This window comes from Arthrobacter sp. MA-N2, from assembly GCF_000517125.1.
GTDB lineage: Bacteria > Actinomycetota > Actinomycetes > Actinomycetales > Micrococcaceae > Arthrobacter > Arthrobacter methylotrophus.
The window spans coordinates 1,808,694-1,824,209 of sequence record NZ_KI912155.1 but is presented as its reverse complement, the minus strand read 5'-3'; the positions used below and the strand labels follow the sequence as shown (position 1 = coordinate 1,824,209).

At 61.9% G+C, this 15,516-nt stretch carries 14 protein-coding genes; 4 read left to right on the top strand and 10 right to left on the bottom strand.

The window, feature by feature from the left end:
* Positions 1 to 2: 2 nt before the first annotated feature.
* Positions 3 to 737 carry an acyl-CoA thioesterase domain-containing protein gene (locus tag A3M3_RS24485; RefSeq protein ID WP_231497325.1) on the bottom strand — a complete coding sequence of 245 codons (735 nt, stop codon included), beginning with the start codon at positions 735 to 737 and terminating at the stop codon, positions 3 to 5.
* Here A3M3_RS24485 and A3M3_RS28850 point away from each other — a divergent pair.
* Positions 672 to 1,043 carry a hypothetical protein gene (locus A3M3_RS28850; protein ID WP_231497353.1) on the top strand — a complete coding sequence of 124 codons (372 nt, stop codon included), beginning with the start codon at positions 672 to 674 and terminating at the stop codon, positions 1,041 to 1,043. The two genes, A3M3_RS24485 and A3M3_RS28850, sit on opposite strands and share 66 nt — an antisense overlap.
* Here the strand turns inward: A3M3_RS28850 and A3M3_RS0109240 are convergent.
* The 5 genes from A3M3_RS0109240 to A3M3_RS24480 are packed head-to-tail and all read right to left on the bottom strand — an operon-like array spanning position 1,036 to position 7,121.
* A complete protein-coding gene (locus A3M3_RS0109240; protein ID WP_028266081.1) occupies positions 1,036 to 2,247 on the bottom strand; it encodes an acetyl-CoA C-acetyltransferase in 1,212 nt (403 codons plus the stop codon). The genes A3M3_RS28850 and A3M3_RS0109240 overlap by 8 nt on opposite strands.
* A 49-nt stretch (positions 2,248 to 2,296) precedes the next feature.
* Positions 2,297 to 3,064, bottom strand: coding sequence for a 3-oxoacyl-ACP reductase FabG (gene fabG / locus A3M3_RS0109235; RefSeq protein WP_028266080.1), 768 nt, complete (start codon positions 3,062 to 3,064; stop codon positions 2,297 to 2,299).
* Position 3,065: 1 nt separating this feature from the next.
* Positions 3,066 to 4,232, bottom strand: a complete 1,167-nt coding sequence (locus A3M3_RS0109230; protein ID WP_028266079.1) for an acyl-CoA dehydrogenase family protein — start codon at positions 4,230 to 4,232, stop codon at positions 3,066 to 3,068.
* Positions 4,229 to 6,184 (bottom strand): AMP-binding protein, encoded by a 1,956-nt coding sequence (locus A3M3_RS0109225; RefSeq protein WP_028266078.1) that lies wholly within the window; start codon positions 6,182 to 6,184, stop codon positions 4,229 to 4,231. Before A3M3_RS0109225 ends, A3M3_RS0109230 begins: the two co-directional genes overlap by 4 nt.
* A 1-nt stretch (position 6,185) precedes the next feature.
* Positions 6,186 to 7,121 (bottom strand): HpcH/HpaI aldolase/citrate lyase family protein, encoded by a 936-nt coding sequence (locus tag A3M3_RS24480; protein ID WP_197023173.1) that lies wholly within the window; start codon positions 7,119 to 7,121, stop codon positions 6,186 to 6,188.
* Between the two features lie 179 nt (positions 7,122 to 7,300).
* On the opposite strand from A3M3_RS24480, the gene A3M3_RS0109215 reads away from it, so the two are divergent.
* The 3 genes from A3M3_RS0109215 (at position 7,301) to A3M3_RS0109205 (ending at position 9,923) form a co-directional block, all read left to right on the top strand.
* Entirely contained in the window at positions 7,301 to 8,503 is a 1,203-nt protein-coding gene (locus tag A3M3_RS0109215) for a CaiB/BaiF CoA transferase family protein (protein WP_028266077.1), read from the top strand.
* Positions 8,504 to 8,538: 35 nt separating this feature from the next.
* On the top strand, positions 8,539 to 9,327 hold the full coding sequence (locus A3M3_RS0109210) for an SDR family NAD(P)-dependent oxidoreductase (RefSeq protein WP_028266076.1): 789 nt from the start codon (positions 8,539 to 8,541) through the stop codon (positions 9,325 to 9,327).
* 122 nt (positions 9,328 to 9,449) lie between these two features.
* A complete protein-coding gene (locus A3M3_RS0109205) occupies positions 9,450 to 9,923 on the top strand; it encodes a MaoC family dehydratase (protein ID WP_028266075.1) in 474 nt (157 codons plus the stop codon).
* A 325-nt stretch (positions 9,924 to 10,248) separates the two neighbouring features.
* On the opposite strand, the gene A3M3_RS24475 is transcribed toward A3M3_RS0109205, so the two are convergent.
* From A3M3_RS24475 to A3M3_RS0109185, 4 genes are all read right to left on the bottom strand, one after another.
* Positions 10,249 to 11,061 carry an SDR family NAD(P)-dependent oxidoreductase gene (locus tag A3M3_RS24475; protein WP_051423073.1) on the bottom strand — a complete coding sequence of 271 codons (813 nt, stop codon included), beginning with the start codon at positions 11,059 to 11,061 and terminating at the stop codon, positions 10,249 to 10,251.
* A 72-nt stretch (positions 11,062 to 11,133) separates the two neighbouring features.
* Positions 11,134 to 11,928 carry an SDR family oxidoreductase gene (locus tag A3M3_RS0109195; protein WP_028266074.1) on the bottom strand — a complete coding sequence of 265 codons (795 nt, stop codon included), beginning with the start codon at positions 11,926 to 11,928 and terminating at the stop codon, positions 11,134 to 11,136.
* A gap of 48 nt (positions 11,929 to 11,976) precedes the next feature.
* Positions 11,977 to 13,434, bottom strand: coding sequence for an MmgE/PrpD family protein (locus A3M3_RS0109190; RefSeq protein WP_028266073.1), 1,458 nt, complete (start codon positions 13,432 to 13,434; stop codon positions 11,977 to 11,979).
* 330 nt (positions 13,435 to 13,764) lie between these two features.
* Entirely contained in the window at positions 13,765 to 15,201 is a 1,437-nt protein-coding gene (locus A3M3_RS0109185; RefSeq protein WP_028266072.1) for an MmgE/PrpD family protein, read from the bottom strand.
* Positions 15,202 to 15,516 lie beyond the last annotated feature (315 nt).

The window sequence follows — 15,516 nt, the reverse complement described above, 5'->3', positions numbered from 1 at the left end:
GCTTAGCTCGCCGGCTCGGCAATCCGTTCCAGGGTTCTAGGGTCCACGCTGCGGAGGGTATTGGCCAGGCCAAGAACTGTCGTGGTGCCGAAGACACCGGCACGATCGAACATCACGGCCGTGCCTACCGAAATCCCGTCGGCTTCCACGCGGTCAATTGCAGAGAGACCGATTTCCATCTCGATCGGCCGGCGGACAAGGGCTAATGTCACATCGGCGTTGATGAACTGCAGCCCTTCGCTCCCCCAGTTGGACACAACGTTTGCCACGTCTGCAACGGAGGCGGCCATCTGGAAGGGTGTCATCGGCTCGCCCTCAACCATCGGCATGGCGAAATGCCAGGACTGCTTGCGCTCGCCCGATGGCTCCGCGGAGGCGGTTTGCCCCCAGCCCGCGCTTTCTGAGAAATAGAGGCGCAGCTCCGGGGAGTCCGGGACGAGTTCCCGTGGCGGCGGCAAAGGGGCCCGGCCTGCCGTCCACACGGCGCCCGAGGGCGTCTGATCCGATGCCAGGAACAACGTCGAGGAACGGGCCACCGCCTGGCCGTCTTGCACAAAGACGGCATCGATGAGGCACAGCCGGCGCCCCCGCCGCACTAGCCGCACGTTAGTCGTTGTTGGGACCTGCCGGGCCGGCTTGAACAGGTCGAGCGTGAACCTGGAGGGGAGCATATGGCCGATCCCAAGGTCATGTGCCGCACGTTCAGTGGCGCGCGCCAGCGCACCGCTGATCGGCATCCCCCGCATGCTTCCATTGCCCCACCCGCTTCCGGCCAGGGGTTCCGGCAGCAGGATCTCGGTGTCGCCGTTCCGCTCTACGCGGAAAAAAGCCGGTTTCATCATGGTCATTTCCCCTTAGACGAAGATTTGACTGCCCCGTATGCGGTGGAAGCAGCCGAGGTGGAAGTGGCAGCGCCGCGAAAGACCACTAAGCCGTCTCTCGCCCGCCGCGTTTCACAGGCGATCGAGACGATCTTTCGCCTGGCACTCCCGGCAGAGCCTCCGTTCATACAACAAATAAATGAAATTGAAGTGCTCAGCTGACTCGCTCGAAGATCGCGGCGATACCCTGTCCGCCACCAATGCAGATAGTTTCCAGTGCGTAACGGCCTTGCCGCCGTTCCAGCTCTCGGAGCATGGTGGCAAGAATCCGGACTCCGGTCGCGCCGACAGGATGGCCCAGCGAAATTCCGGAGCCGTTGACATTGAAACGCCCGAAATCGGAGTCAACGAAACCCCAGGCCTTCGTGACGGCCAAAGCCTGCGCAGCAAAGGCCTCGTTCAGTTCAATGAGGTCCATGTGCTTCAGTTCGAGGCCAGCCCTGACCAGCGCCGTCTCAGTCGCCGGCACAGGACCGATTCCCATGCGGGAGGGTTCCACACCGGCAACAGCCCAGCTGACCAGCCGTGCGAGGGGACGAAGCCCAAGCTCGGCGGCGCGTTCGGGTGTCGTGACGATGCAGGCGGCAGCACCGTCGTTCTGTCCGCTGGCATTGCCCGCCGTGACCGTTGAGTCGACATCCACCGAGCGGCGTACCGGTTTGAGCGCGGCCAGGGCTCCCAGCGAGATTTCGGGCCGCGGGTGCTCGTCGCGGTCGACGACGGTGTCGCTTCTGCGGCCGGGCACCGTCACCGGGACAATTTCGTCCGCAAAGCGGCCCTCTTCGTGTGCCGCGACGGCTTTCATATGCGATGCATAGGCTAGCTGGTCCTGCTCTTCACGACTGACTGCGTATTCCTGGCGCAGATTTTCGGCCGTCTCCAGCATTCCGCCTGCTACAGGATGGAATCGGCCCCCTGCAGTCACACGGCCACGCGCAATGCGGTCCATGAACGGCGTCGCGTCGCCCTTGAGCCCGAACCGTGCCCCAAGGGCATAGTGCTCGGCCTGACTCATGCTTTCCGCCCCGCCAGAAATGACAAGGTCGGCCGCGCCGGTCTGGACCCGCATGGCCGCGTCAATGACAGCTTGGAGGCCGGAACCACAGCGGCGGTCCAGCTGGATTCCCGGAACAGTCACGGGAAGGCCGGCATCGAGCGCGGCAATACGACCGATTGCCGGAGCCTCGCCGTTTGGATAACACTGCCCGAAGATGACGTCGTCAACATCGCCGCCTTGGATGCCGGTGCGGCGAACCAATTCCTTAAGGACGGCCGCGGCGAGATCCACGGCGGGGACGTCTTTGAACACTCCGCCGTATCGGCCTACCGGCGTGCGCAAGGGCTCGCAGATCACTGCATCGCGCATGGGATGCCTACTTTCTGTATTGCTTTCGTCATCATTTGATTCGGGGCGGCTAGATGCCGCGCCCGCCAGTCACTTCAAGTACGGCACCGTTGATGTAGGACGCCATCGGCGACGACAGGAACACCACTGCATCAGCAACTTCTTCCGGACGCCCGGCCCTGCCGAGCGGGACTTCAGCTTCCTTGGCCGCGAAAATCTCCGGCTTCATGGCAAGCGTCATCGCTGTGCGGACCAACCCCGGCTGGACGGCATTTACGCGCACCCCGGCCGTACCGAATTCCTTCGCGCCGGCTTTCGTTAGTCCGATCAGTCCAGCCTTGGCCGCGCTGTAGTTGGTTTGACCTGGGTTGCCGATCTTTCCTGACAGGGAGGACATGTTCACAATTGCGCCGGAGCCTTGCTGCCGGAACAGCGGAGCCACGGCACGCATGCCTAGCCAGGCACCTTTAAGGCTGACGCCCAGCACGAGGTCATAGTCAAACTCGGTGAGTTTGCTGATATAGCCGTCGCGCGTGACGCCGGCATTGTTCACCAGGATGTCTATCCGGCCGAACCGGTCCAGGGCCGCTCTAACCAGTGAGGACTGGTCGCTCTCGACGGTGACATCGCACCCGTGGGCTGCGATGTCACCGCCGGCGTCAGCCAGGGGGGCGATCGCTTCGGCCGCCTTTTCTCCGTCAATATCGGCCACCAGGACACTGGCACCATGCGACAGGAACTTTTCGGCAATGGCAAGGCCAATGCCTTGGCCGCCCCCTGTGATGATGGCGGTCTTGCCCTGTAGGAGTTGCCCGGCGGCCTGGGTGATCGCGCTCATGTCAGTACGACTTGGGGAGGCCGAGCACCTTGGTCGACACATAGTTCAGCACCATCTCCTGGGAGACCGGCGCAACCTTGAGGAGCCTGGACTCCCTCCAGAAACGCTCGATGTGGTATTCCTTCGCGTAGGAGTACCCGCCGAAGGTTTGCATCGCTCGGTCGCATGCTTCGAAGCCGGCCTCGCTGCCGAGGTACTTCGCGGCGTTGGCCTCTCGAGCGCACGGTTCATGTGCGTCGAAAAGGGCCGCAGCCTTCATGGCCATCAGCTCTGCAGCTTCGAGCCGGATCCACGAGTCGGCCAGCGGGTGTGCCACGGCTTGATTCTTGCCGATCGGGCGGTCGAACACGACGCGCTCGTTGGCGTACTTGGTGGCCAGTTCCAAGGCTGCACGTCCAAGGCCCAACTGCTCCATCGCAACCACGATGCGCTCAGGGTTCAGTCCGTCAAGCAGGTGGTAGAAGCCCTTTCCGACCTCTCCAACGACCTCGTTGTCTGCGACCTCGAGGTTGTCGATGAAAAGCTCATTGGAGTCGACGGCGGCACGTCCCAGCTTCTCAATCTCGCGAACCGTAATGCGTGTCCGGTCCAGGTTGGCGAAGAACAGGGTCATGCCGTCGAAGGGGCGTTCTTCCGTGCGCGGCGAGGTGCGCGCCAGCAGCAGGATGCGCTGCGCGTTCTGGGCATTCGTGATCCAGATCTTGTGGCCGTTGATAACCCAGCCGCCCTCGGTCTTGACGGCCTTGGTTTTGATACGGGAGGTGTCCACTCCGGCGTCCGGCTCAGTAACACCGAACGCCATGAGCAGCTCGCCCTTGGCAATCTTGGGCAGGTATTCCTGCTTCATTTCCTGGGAGCCGTGACGGATGATGGGCCCGGGCGGGAAGATGTAGAAGTGAACGGCAGATGCGCCGGCCGCGCCGGCACCTGAACCCGCCACCTCGGAAAGCATGACAGCGGCTTCCGTCAGCCCGAGGCCGAGGCCACCGTATTCCTCAGGGATCATTGCGCCCAGCCAGCCGGCGTCGGCAAATGCCTTGACGAACTCCCAAGGGTACTCAGGCTTGCTGTCCTTTTCGCGCCAATAGTTCAAGTCGAACTGGCGGGCGATCTCACGAGAGTGCTGGCGCACTTCCTCGATCGAGATCTTCTCCTGGATGACGGTCATTGTGGGTCTCCTATTTCTTCGTGGATTGGAATGTCTTGAAGTGGGGTGGCGGGATCGAGCGAGGAAAGATCACCCTGCGGAGTGCCGAGGTATCTCGCACGGATCGCCCGCCGCATGATCTTGCCGTTCTTCGTTTTCGGCACCGTAGCGACGAAGTGGAGGCGCGGAGCGAATGCCCGGCCAACGTTGTGCTCTGCCGTGGCGAGGAGTTCAGCGGGGTCGTAATCGCCATCGCGGACAACCGCGAACGCTACGACGCGCTGGCCTCGCTGCTGGTCGGGTGCACCGATGGCTGCAGCGTCCACGATCCGCGGATCTTTCAGAAGCGCGGCTTCAATCTCGGCGGGTCCAACCCTCCGGCCGGAGACCTTGATGGTGTCGTCTGAACGTCCGAAGAGCCGCCAGCCGGGGCCGGCCTCGACGCTCGCCAGGTCACCATGGACCCAGACGCCATCCCATCTGCTCCAGTAGGTTTCGAGATAGCGTTCCTTGTCCCGCCAGAACGCGTGGGTCATCCCGGGCCACGTATTGAAGACCGAAAGTTCACCGATCCGGCCCTCGACAGGCTGCCCGTCCTGGTCGAGGACAGCCACGTCCATACCTGGCAACGGGCCGTTGAACGCACCCACATGCATGGGCAGGAAGGGGTAGCTGACGAGGATTCCGCCCCCGGTCTCCGTTCCGCCGCTGTAGTTGACGATCGGACGCTTGCCGCTGCCAACCTGATCGAACAACCAGCGCCATGTGGACTCATCCCACGGCTCGCCGGTCGAGGCGAAACTACGCACCGTGCCCAAATCGGCCGTCACGGCTTCACCACGTGCCATGACTGCCCTTGCCGCGGTTGGTGCGACCCCTTGGAAGGTGACCCTGTTGCGTTCGGCAATCTCCCAGAGCCGCTGCGGGCTCGGGAAGTCCGGTACACCCTCTGTCATCACAATCGTTGCGCCGAGCTGGAGACCGCCCAAGATCATGAGCGGGCCGAGCATCCAGCCCAGGTCGGTGATCCACGCGATGACGTCGTCATCATGGATATCGAATCCGTAGGCGAAGTCCGTTGCGGCTTTGATCGTGAACCCGGCGTGCGAATGAACAATGCCTTTGGGTGCACCGGTGGTGCCCGAGGTATAGATGATGGTAAGGGGATCATTTGATCCGGTGTCCGCGGTCTGGACCGGTGCGGGATCCTGGTCGAGCTCGTCCCAGTAGACGTCGCGTCCGTCCTGCATCGACGCCCCGTCCCCGAGATGCCGTACGACGATGACGTTATTCACGTCCGGCGCAGACTCCAATGCCTCGTCCGCCGTCGATTTCATGGGGATCCGTCTGCCGCGCCGGGTTGTTCCGTCCGCGGTTATGAGAGCCACGGCTTCTGAGTCGCGGAGGCGGGTAGCGAGTGCCTCGGCACCGTATCCGGAGAATGCCGGGACTGAAATCGCACCGAGCATGGCACAAGCCAGGAACGCCACGGCCGCTTCGGGGACGACCGGCATGAACAGCACAACCCTGTCTCCGCGCTGGACCCCGAGTTTTGCCAGGTTTGCGGCAAGCCGCCGGACCTCCGTATCGAGTTCGGCGAAAGTGAAGGTTCGGCGTTGCCCGCTGTCACCTTCATAGATGACGGCGTCTTTGCCGGCGAGCGGCCCCAAGGCATGCCGGTGCACGCAGAGTGAAGCCGCGTTGACCCGTCCGCCAACGAACCAGCTCGGAAAGGGTTTACCCAAGCTCTCGTCGCGGACCCGTTCAAAAGGCGTGCTGAAGTCAATCCCGAGATCCTCCACGACGGCGCGCCAGAACCACTCGGGATCATCGATCGAACGTGCATGAAGTGCTTCGAGGCTCTCGACGCCCCAGCGACGCATCGCGGCAAGTAGCCGGCTGCGCTCCAGAACATCCTTCCCCGGAACCCATTCCGGGTCCCCTGAGGCTCCGAACTCCGCTGCGCCCCGCATGTTAGCTGGCCACCGGGGAAACGGTTTCGACGACGGGGTCCGCGGCCCGGTCACCCAAGAGGCGATCATAGGCAAGTACTTCACGGGCAGTCTTGATGTGCGCGTAGTCAACGTGCATGCCTTCGTAGACCACTGCTGCGGCACCGTTGGCCACCGCTTTCTCGAAGGCCTCGATCATGCCGGCGTAGAAGGCAACCTCAAACGCCGAGGGGCTGAACACGTCATTTGCCACAGCGATGTGGGACGGGTGTATGAGCACTTGGCCCCGAAAACCGAGTTGGCGGTTCTGTTGCGAGAAGCGGCGGGCTCCCTCATGGTCGGCAAGGTCCTGCCAAACGCCGACAATCGGGAAGTCAAGGCCAGCTGCGCGGGCTGCCAGGATCGCCTTGCTGCGCAAGTAAAGTGTTTCGGTGCCCTCCGGCGAGAACTGGAACCCGATGGATCGGGAAACATCGGCATCACGGGCCGTACCGGCGAACAGCGTGGCGACTCGCGGAGAGGCGACTGCCATCTTGTCGCAGTTTGCGTAAGCCTCCGCGGTCTCGAGGTTGCAAATGAACTGGATGCTGCCAGGCTCGACCCCGTTGCGGCGTTCGAAATGGGTGACGAGCGCGTCGAAGCGCACAATGTCGTCAGGCCCGTAAGTCTTCGGAAGGCTCAGTCCGTCGAGGCCCGGGATGACCACTGTCTCAATATCGTCGCCGGACATGCCGGTTTCCAATGCATTGACGCGGACGTAGATCGGAATGTCGGATCCCGATGCGCGTACCCGTGTAATCGAGCGGGCAACCTCTTCGCGAGCCTGTTGCTTGAGATCAAGGGGGACCGAGTCTTCAATATCCAGCAGAAGGCCGTCAACGCCGGCTGCTATAGCTTTCTCAACCCATGTGCCGCGGTGTCCCGGAACGAACAGCAGCGAGCGAAGTGGTCTCATCATTCTCCTCAGTTGTGCAATCTTCCTTGATCGTACACACTATATATTATAGATCAAATCCAATCGATGCAAGCAATTACTCACTGAGGGTGTGATGTGGCCAACATCGGATATCGTATATTCAGAAGATATCGGCGCAATGTCGGCACCTTTCACCCCTGTACGAACAACGAGGTTCAGAGATGCAGAACAAGCCTTTGACAGGAATCCGGGTGCTGGAATTCGGCGGGTACATTGCCGCTCCCTATGCCACGTCAATCCTCGCGGCGTTGGGCGCCGACGTCGTCAAAGTCGAACGACCGGTCACCGGCGAGGACTTCCGACGCGGCATGAACGACCAGAGCCCCTATTTCATCCAGTACAACGGCGGCAAACGTTCGCTGGCCGTTGACCTCAAGACTCCCGAGGGCATCACCCTCGTCAAGGAGCTGATCCCGAAATTCGACGTGATCGTCGAGAACATCCGCCCGGGCAAAATGGACGCCCTCGGCCTCGGAAAGTCCGACTGTGCCAGGCTCCGTCCGGACCTTGTCTACGTCTCCGTCACAGGATTCGGCAATGGTGGGCCGTTGGCTCAGCGTCCGGCCTACGACATGATCGGCCAGGCCTTCGGCGGCATCATCTCCGTATTAAGCGATGCGGGGAACATGGGAGCCACCGGCACGTGCCTTGCAGACCTGGTCACAGGGCTCTCCACCGCCACCGGCGTTCTGGCTGCACTTGTGGGCCGCGCTCACGGCCATGGTGCACAGCATGTGGAAACCTCCATCGCGGAGGCAGTCAGCGCCATCACCGTGGACGCGGTGACCCAATTGTTTGAGAACCCCCTCGTGAACCCCAGCCGCCAGACCCGCCACCCCCAAGCCCTGACGTTCTGCTTGAAGACGGCCGGCCCGGAATTCATTACCATTCACGTATCTTCGTCGCAGAAGTTCTTCGAGTCGCTGATTGAAGCGATAGACCGTCCTGATCTTAAGAACGATCCCCGCTTCGCCACCTATGCGGCACGAGTGGAGAACTACTTCGATCTGGCCCCGATCATCGCCGATGCCTTCCTCGGGAAGCCAGCCGAGCAATGGGAACGGCTGCTGATCGAGTTCGATGTACCGTTCTCGCCCGTGAACACCATCTCCCAGCTCCGTACGGACCCCCAGATGCAATGGCTTGACCTCTACGAACCGGAACGTGACGGCGTCACCCAGGTCAGGCCACCATGGCGTTTCGACGGCGTCCGGCCGGGCAGGGATGCGCCCGCCCCGAAGGTGGGGCAACACTCACGCGAACTCGCGGCCGAAGTATATGGAGCCGCACACATCGATCACCTGATCGATGAAGGCATCCTGTTCACCACCGCTGGGCGGGGCGCGAAAGTCGAAGCCCGCTAGTGCCGCCCCCCGACGCCGGCCGAGCGGGAAACGCCATGGACATGGACGGACGGACAGTCCTCGTCACCGGGGGAACAAGCGGTACCGGGCTGCGGGCAGCAGAGCGCTTCCTGGCCAAGGGCGCGAATGTCGTCATCAATGGGCGCGATCCCGGGCGGGGCCGTCAAGCCCTGGCGGGACTGCGGACGGTCTCAGAGGACGCGGGCACGAGGACCGAGCTGGTGCTCGGCGATTGTGCAGCCTATAAGGTGGCAGCGGCGGCCGTCGCGGCCGCCGTCGAGCGCTTCGGCGGCGTCGACGTCCTGGTGAGCGCCGGAGCAACCGGACGTGGCGATCCCAAGCCGTTTGCCGAGATGACTCCGGAGGAAGTCACAGGCGGACTGGAGAGCCGGTATCGCGCCAGGATGTTTCCCGTCCACGCCGCAATTCCACACCTCAGGGGCCGCGAGGGCGCGAACATCGTCCTTCTAACCACAGACGCCGCCCGGCACACAACCGTGGGCGAAAGCGTCATCGGCGCCTACGCCGCCGGGATCATCCAACTGACAAAATCCTTGGGCCGCGAGCTCTCCAGGGAGCGCATCCGCGTCAACGCCGTGTCAATGACCCTGACCTCGGAGACCCGGTCGTGGGAGCACATCTTTGGCGACGACAGCTTCCAGAGCGGGCTCTTTGGCAAGGCGATCTCGAAGTTTCCATTCGGTGCTCCACCCACTGCCGGCGACGTGGCGGAGGCGGTGGCCTTTCTGGCCTCACCCGCCGCCTCGCAGATCACGGGCCAAACACTGAGCGTGAACGGCGGATTGTCGTTCGGCGGCTGGTGATTACAATATATTATGTATAATAGAGTTTATCGACGGGCCGACTAGACGATCGGTCCCTAGGAAACGTCGACAAGACAATGGCGTGCCCCATGGCGGCGCACGCACCATCGAAAGGAACCACCATGGCTGGCCTGTACTACGAAGAGTTCGAAGAGGGCGCCGTCATCGAACACGGAACACGACGCACGGTAACTGAGTCGGACAACATCACGTTCTGCGCAATGACCCTCAACCTGGCCCCACTCCACATCGACGCCGAATACGCAAAGGCATCGATCTACGGGCAGCCCCTTGTCAACAGCCTTTACACCCTCGGCTTGGTGACCGGCATCTCGATGCAGGACACCACTCAGGGCACCACACTGGGCAACCTTGGTTTCCAAGAGACCACATTCCCCAAACCGGTCTTCTACGGAGACACCATCCGCGTCCGGACTGAAATAGTCAGCAAGCGCGAGTCCAAGAGCCGGACCGACTCCGGGATCGTCTTCTTCCGCCACCTTGGCATCAACCAGCGCGACGAAATCGTCGTCGATTGCCGCCGCGCCGGCCTGATGTTCAAACGCGCTGCTGTCGAAGGCGTTCACGCTGCCTAACCCGATGTTTAAGCGGCGCCGCCGGGCATTTGGTACCGGCGGCGCCGCTGGCATTAGGGCGCATCTGCCGGGCTGCCCGATCACCGTTCTCCGTGTGAGTCTTCGACAGCCACGGAATAGGCATGGGCCTCAGGTTCCCTCCGCACGGATGCTCTGGTTCAAAAAGTCGAGGCCCCATCAGGTGGCGGCCAACTGACTGCCCATGTTTGGCAACGATCCGCTGATGCAAGGCGGCCACGGCACGGCCCTCCAGCACCACGTAGTCACCCCCTGTCGAATACGCCAGGGGGTGACTACGTGCTCCGATCAGCCAGGCCCGGCTGCCCTATCTGAACGCAACCGCGTAGCCGGAGTACAGGGCGTGCTGCCCGCCGTCGACCGCTGCGACTTGACCAGTTGTATAGGCGGCCTCGTCGCTATTGAGAAACAACGCTGTGGCGGCTTGGTCCGAGGGCACTCCACCACGCCGGAGAGGCGTCCTGGCTTCCCGGTCGCTCCAACGCCCCGGACGTTCGGCGCGTAGTTGAGTGTTCATCCCCGTGGCGGTCAGCCCGGGACAGATCGCGTTGACACGGATGCCATGCTGCCCCCATTCCACGGCCAAGCCTCGCGTTAGGCCCACCAGGCCGTGCTTGGAAACGACATAGGCAATGCTGTTGGGTATCCCGAACATGCCAGCGGGCGATGCCGTGTTGAGGATGGCCCCGCTGCGCTGTTCAATCATCACCTGACCCACCGCAATGGCCACTCTGAACGCGGCGTCAAGATTGATGTCCATGACCCGCCGCCAGTCTTCCATCGCGAAGGTCTCTGCAGGCCCGTTCACAGAGATCCCGGCGTTGTTGAAAAGTGCATCGATCCGCCCGGCACCGACGGTGGTCGCCGCCTCGACCAGCTGTCCGGCCGTGGCGGGGACTGCAATGTCGGAGGCAACAGTATGGATGTTGGCGCCTTGCAATTGCCCCAGTCCCTCAGCATTCAGGTCATTTGCCACAACGATCGCACCTTCGGCGCTCAACTGTTCGGCGATCGCTTTCCCGATCCCCGAGGCAGCACCAGTCACGACGGCGACCCGGCCCTCGTAGCGTCCGCGAGTACGGTTGGACGACCGGACGCCTGGGCTATTCCGCTCGAGCATTTGAGTGCAACCTCTCCAGAGATGTTGTCTTGCTGGCCACGGCGGGCTGCAGGGACCCAACGTGCCGGGTGATCACAGTGTTGTCGCGTATCCGCCATCGACGCTCAGGACTACTCCCGTGACAAATGCCGACGCATGCGAGGCCAAGTAGATCGCCGCCCCAGCGAGGTCGGATGGCTGAGCCAGTCGCTTCAACGGAACGGGTTCCACGACGGCTTCCTCCCCCTTTGCCTCGAGGGTTCCTTGAAGCATCTTGCTCAGGAACAGGCCTGGGGCAATGACGTTGACGGTAATGTGCACTGGCGCCAACTGCAGAGCGAGGTGCCGGCTCAACTGATGAACTGCGGCCTTGGATGAGGTGTACGCGTAGGTCTCGTGCCTAGGCACGTGGTACGCATCGATCGAACCGACGTTGATGATGCGCCCGGGATCCTGCGGGCTTGCTGCCGCCTCCAGCAGGGGCATCAGCGCTTGAATCAGGAAGAAGGGCCCCTTGACGTTTAGATCGAACACTTTGTCCCAGCCGGACTCCGGGTAGTCGGCAAGGGTTTCCGCCCAAATTGAGCCGGCGTTGTTGACCAGAACGTCAATCTTGCTTTCATGTCCGGCAAGTTCACGGGCTAACCCCTGGCACGCTTCCACGGTACTGAGGTCTGCGGCAATAGCCCGACACTCACCGTAGGACGAGAGCCGCTCGGCTGCAGCCTCGCAGTCATCCTTCTTGCGCGAGCAGATGTAGACCCGCGCGCCCGCCTTCACGAACCCTTCGGCGATTGCGTAGCCGATGCCACGGCTTCCGCCGGTCACCAAGACGACTTTTCCGGCGACTCCGAAAAGTTCCTGAATCTCAGCATTTCCTTCTGCCATTGTGTTCTCTTCTCTCTCGGAATTTTCGTCGTCCTGCCCCACCACGCGCTAGCGGGCGACGCCGACGGATTGCATGGAAGGTTCGGCGGCGAGAAGCCGTGTGACCACCCCGATGTCGTCGAGCCGTTCGAGGTTCAGGACAGCGTCGATCACCTCGTCGGCCGCAGATGATGTCAGGACGCCCGCCACGTTGACGCGGAACTTTTCCACGATTTGCTCGGTGGTCATGTACGTATCCTGCTCCGGTGACGGCGATCCCTTCGGGAAGCGCCGTTCCGCGTTGAACGTGGTTCCCCGGGCGTCGACCTCAATCAGCGAGGGACGGGCCGAAGGGTGCTTCCCAAGTTCCGCAGCGTAGTTCGGATGCGGACTGTACGTCACCTTCTTCATCAGCTCCATGACGGACGGACTGAAGACGACGCCCGGATCCTGCCATGCAGGGCCCGGAGTGATGCGATGTGCACCCACAGCGATTCCGTGCGCAATGCTGAACTGCCCATCATGGACCGCGGCAATGTCGTTGTTGAGCCAGACGGGAAGCATGACCCAGGCTTCCCCCCACACACGGATGGCATCGATTTCCTCGGGCTTGATGTCATTTTCCGCCAGCAGATGGATCAACGCGTCCAACGGAGCGTGCAGGATCCGGCAATGCGGGTAGGGCTTGAAACTGCTCTCACCAAGGAAACGCCATTCTGTGTCTTTGGCGTCAAGTTCGGCGATCACGTCCGGCTCCCAGCGCGTGGTGCCGATGAATGTTGGATATCCGAATTTGCGGTCGTCCAGGACCTGAAGATCGCCCCGGTGCCCAAGCTGGGCCGAATAGGCGGCGGTGAGCGCCGCTTGGGCCATGGGGCCTGCCATCGTGTACTTGATGGTGGCGCTGGGTGAATGGGCCATCCAGGAGCGATGGGAATTGACGGGTGTGATGGCAGCAGCGATTCCAAGAGCGTTGGCGATGACCGGCCTGTCCACGCCCTGTACCTTGCTGATTGCGGCGGCCGCGCCAAAGATCGTGGCGGTATAACCGATCACCGGGCTCGTGGATATTTCACCAGTCGTGGCGTCCCGAATGTAGTCCATTGCCTTGCCAAAGCGGTAAGACATTTCATGCGAAAGGGCAGTCGCGGCGATCACGGACTTGCCGGTGGAGCCAAGTGCCTCGCCGACTGCCAGAAGAGCGGGGAAGACGTAAGGGGCCACATGGCCAGGCGGCAGGACGGCGTCGAAGTCGAGCGCGTTCATCAATTCTCCGTTGGCGAAAGCCGCGCCGGAAACTGAGGATCGCCGACTGGTCCCCACGATGGTGGCGGGGCCACCCGAACCGCCTGAAACCAAACCATACTCAATGCCGATCCGGCCTTTGGGATGTGACACTCCGCCAACAGCGCAGCCGAAACTATCCAACAGCAAGCGCTTGGACTCATCCACCACTGCTTCCGGCAGCCGTCCAAATTCTGTCCGGTCCGTGAAATCCGCAAGCTGTTCAACCAAGGTCTTCGTCATTGAATCTGGTCCTTTCGTAGTGACAATAATACATTATGTTTTATATGAAACAAGAGTCAAGCTGTTGGGCATCAACATCCCGGGATGCCGGGTGGGTGGCGATCACGGCATGGTGAAGGACAATGGCTCGTGGATGGGAGAGCGGGCCGGGCCGATGGTCGGACAGCCTCCCACCACGACGCGGGATACGAAACCGAGGCAGCCGCCTCAGGCCAGCTGACCGGCGGCTGCATCCGGGGCCATGACCCGGTCAATCAGTGGGTCCACCACCACGATCGCGCATCCTCTCGGTCCCTGCTCCGACGTATTCGCCAAAGGTCCTGACGGAAGTTAGACCTTCGCCCCCTCGACGGCACGAAGCAGGCCGGTGACGGAGCGTACGTCAGCCACCGATTCCAGGTTGAGCACGGCGTCCACTGCCGCTGTTGCGGCAGAAAATTCAATCACCCCTTCGGCATTGTGCAGGAATTTGTCCACCAGTTCCGCATCAGTGAAATAGGTTTCCGGATCCGGAGAGGGGCCGCCCTTCGGGTAGGAACGCTCTGCCACGAAGGTAGTGCCCCTGGCCGTCAACTCGATCCGCGAGGGCCGCGCGGACGGATGGGCGCTGACGGCCGCAGCCCAATCCGGGTGGGGCTCCACTGCGATCCTGGCCATGAGGCCGAGCACCGAGGGACTGAAAACCAGTTCCGGCGCCTGCCAGTCCTTGCCCGGTTTTACCCGATGGGCGGCCACAGAGAGTCCGTGGGCCATGCTGAACTGGGCATCGCGGACCTCGCTCACCACGCGGTTCTCCCAAATGGGTTCCATGACCCAGGCTTCGCCCCAGGCTCGGATGGACTCGATCTCCGCCGGCCGGATATCGTTCGCCTCCACCACCTCGATCAGTGCGTCCATGAGTGCGTGCATCACCCGGCAGTGCGGGTATGGCTTGAAGATCAGCTCGGAAGGGAAGCGCCAATCCTCGCCCAGACCAGAGGTGATGACCTCTTTGCCCCACCTCTTCGAGCCGATGAACTTCGCGTATCCATAATCAGCGTCATCAAGAATGAGAACGTCGCCTCGGTGGCCCAGTTCCCCCATGGCTGCTGCAGTGAGGGCAGTCTGCGCGAGCTGCCCTGGCAGCAGGTATTTGATAGTAGTGCTCGGCGCGTGCGCTACCCATGCGCGCTGCGAGTTGACCGGAGAGATACTTCCCGCGATACCCAAAATGTTGGCGATCGTCCCTTCGTCCACCTTATGCACCTGCGCGATTGCCGCAGCGGCTCCGAAGACGGTGACACTAAAACCAATGACATCCGGGGTAGCAGGCTTCCCGTCGTTGATATCCCGGAGATAATCCATGGCCTTGCCGATTCTGAAGGACGTCTCATGAGCGACAGCGATGGCGGAGATGAGGTCCCGGCCGGAGGCTCCACGCTGTTCGGCAGCGGCTAACGCTCCGGGAATCACATACGGAGCCACATGGCCAGGCGGAACCACCGCGTCAAAGTCCAGGGCATTGATGAGCTCGGCATTCGCAAATGCCGCGCCAAAGACCGATACCTTCTCCCCCGTCCCGAGGATCGTGGCCTCCGGGTTTCCCCCGCCGAGGGCGCGGCCATGCTTGACACCGATCTCCGCACCCTTCTCGCCGAGGGCGGCAAGCGCGCATCCGAAAGAGTCTAGGAGAATGCGCTTCGACTCCTTGATCACCTGCTCAGGAAGCTCCTCAAACTGAGCCCGGTTTTTGGTAAATCCGGCCAACTGCTCAACAATCGTCGCCATGATGACTCCTCTCTGAGTACCAATCTTGAATCGACTATATATGATCGATAACTATTGGCCATAGAGTTGAGCATAATATTTAATGCACATTACCTGAGACATAAAACGAGTTAAACAACGCGCCAAAACGACAAAGTGGGAGAAGCATCAACGGCGCGTTCATTGAGCGGGCAGACATTGGGATCGCCGCAGCGGCATCCATCGCAGCGGTAGTGAGCGCCTCCCACCGCTACCGGCACGCCAAATTCAGTGTCCTTATGGAATGCCGGCATCTTCCCCACGGACTTCGAAACGTGGGACGATCTCTTGGCTCAC

Excerpts from the sequence above, each read along its gene's own strand:
- A3M3_RS0109210 (WP_028266076.1), top strand. The coding sequence starts at position 8,539 with ATGGACATGGACGGACGGACAGTCCTCGTCACCGGGGGAACAAGCGGT.
- A3M3_RS0109205 (WP_028266075.1), top strand. The coding sequence starts at position 9,450 with ATGGCTGGCCTGTACTACGAAGAGTTCGAAGAGGGCGCCGTCATCGAA.
- A3M3_RS0109230 (WP_028266079.1), bottom strand. The coding sequence starts at position 4,232 with ATGACCGTCATCCAGGAGAAGATCTCGATCGAGGAAGTGCGCCAGCAC.
- A3M3_RS28850 (WP_231497353.1), top strand. The coding sequence starts at position 672 with ATGGCCGATCCCAAGGTCATGTGCCGCACGTTCAGTGGCGCGCGCCAG.
- A3M3_RS0109190 (WP_028266073.1), bottom strand. The coding sequence starts at position 13,434 with ATGACGAAGACCTTGGTTGAACAGCTTGCGGATTTCACGGACCGGACA.
- A3M3_RS24485 (WP_231497325.1), bottom strand. The coding sequence starts at position 737 with ATGCCGATCAGCGGTGCGCTGGCGCGCGCCACTGAACGTGCGGCACAT.
- A3M3_RS0109215 (WP_028266077.1), top strand. The coding sequence starts at position 7,301 with ATGCAGAACAAGCCTTTGACAGGAATCCGGGTGCTGGAATTCGGCGGG.
- A3M3_RS0109240 (WP_028266081.1), bottom strand. The coding sequence starts at position 2,247 with ATGCGCGATGCAGTGATCTGCGAGCCCTTGCGCACGCCGGTAGGCCGA.
- fabG (WP_028266080.1), bottom strand. The coding sequence starts at position 3,064 with ATGAGCGCGATCACCCAGGCCGCCGGGCAACTCCTACAGGGCAAGACC.
- A3M3_RS24480 (WP_197023173.1), bottom strand. The coding sequence starts at position 7,121 with ATGATGAGACCACTTCGCTCGCTGCTGTTCGTTCCGGGACACCGCGGC.
- A3M3_RS0109195 (WP_028266074.1), bottom strand. The coding sequence starts at position 11,928 with ATGGCAGAAGGAAATGCTGAGATTCAGGAACTTTTCGGAGTCGCCGGA.
- A3M3_RS0109185 (WP_028266072.1), bottom strand. The coding sequence starts at position 15,201 with ATGGCGACGATTGTTGAGCAGTTGGCCGGATTTACCAAAAACCGGGCT.
- A3M3_RS24475 (WP_051423073.1), bottom strand. The coding sequence starts at position 11,061 with ATGCTCGAGCGGAATAGCCCAGGCGTCCGGTCGTCCAACCGTACTCGC.
- A3M3_RS0109225 (WP_028266078.1), bottom strand. The coding sequence starts at position 6,184 with ATGCGGGGCGCAGCGGAGTTCGGAGCCTCAGGGGACCCGGAATGGGTT.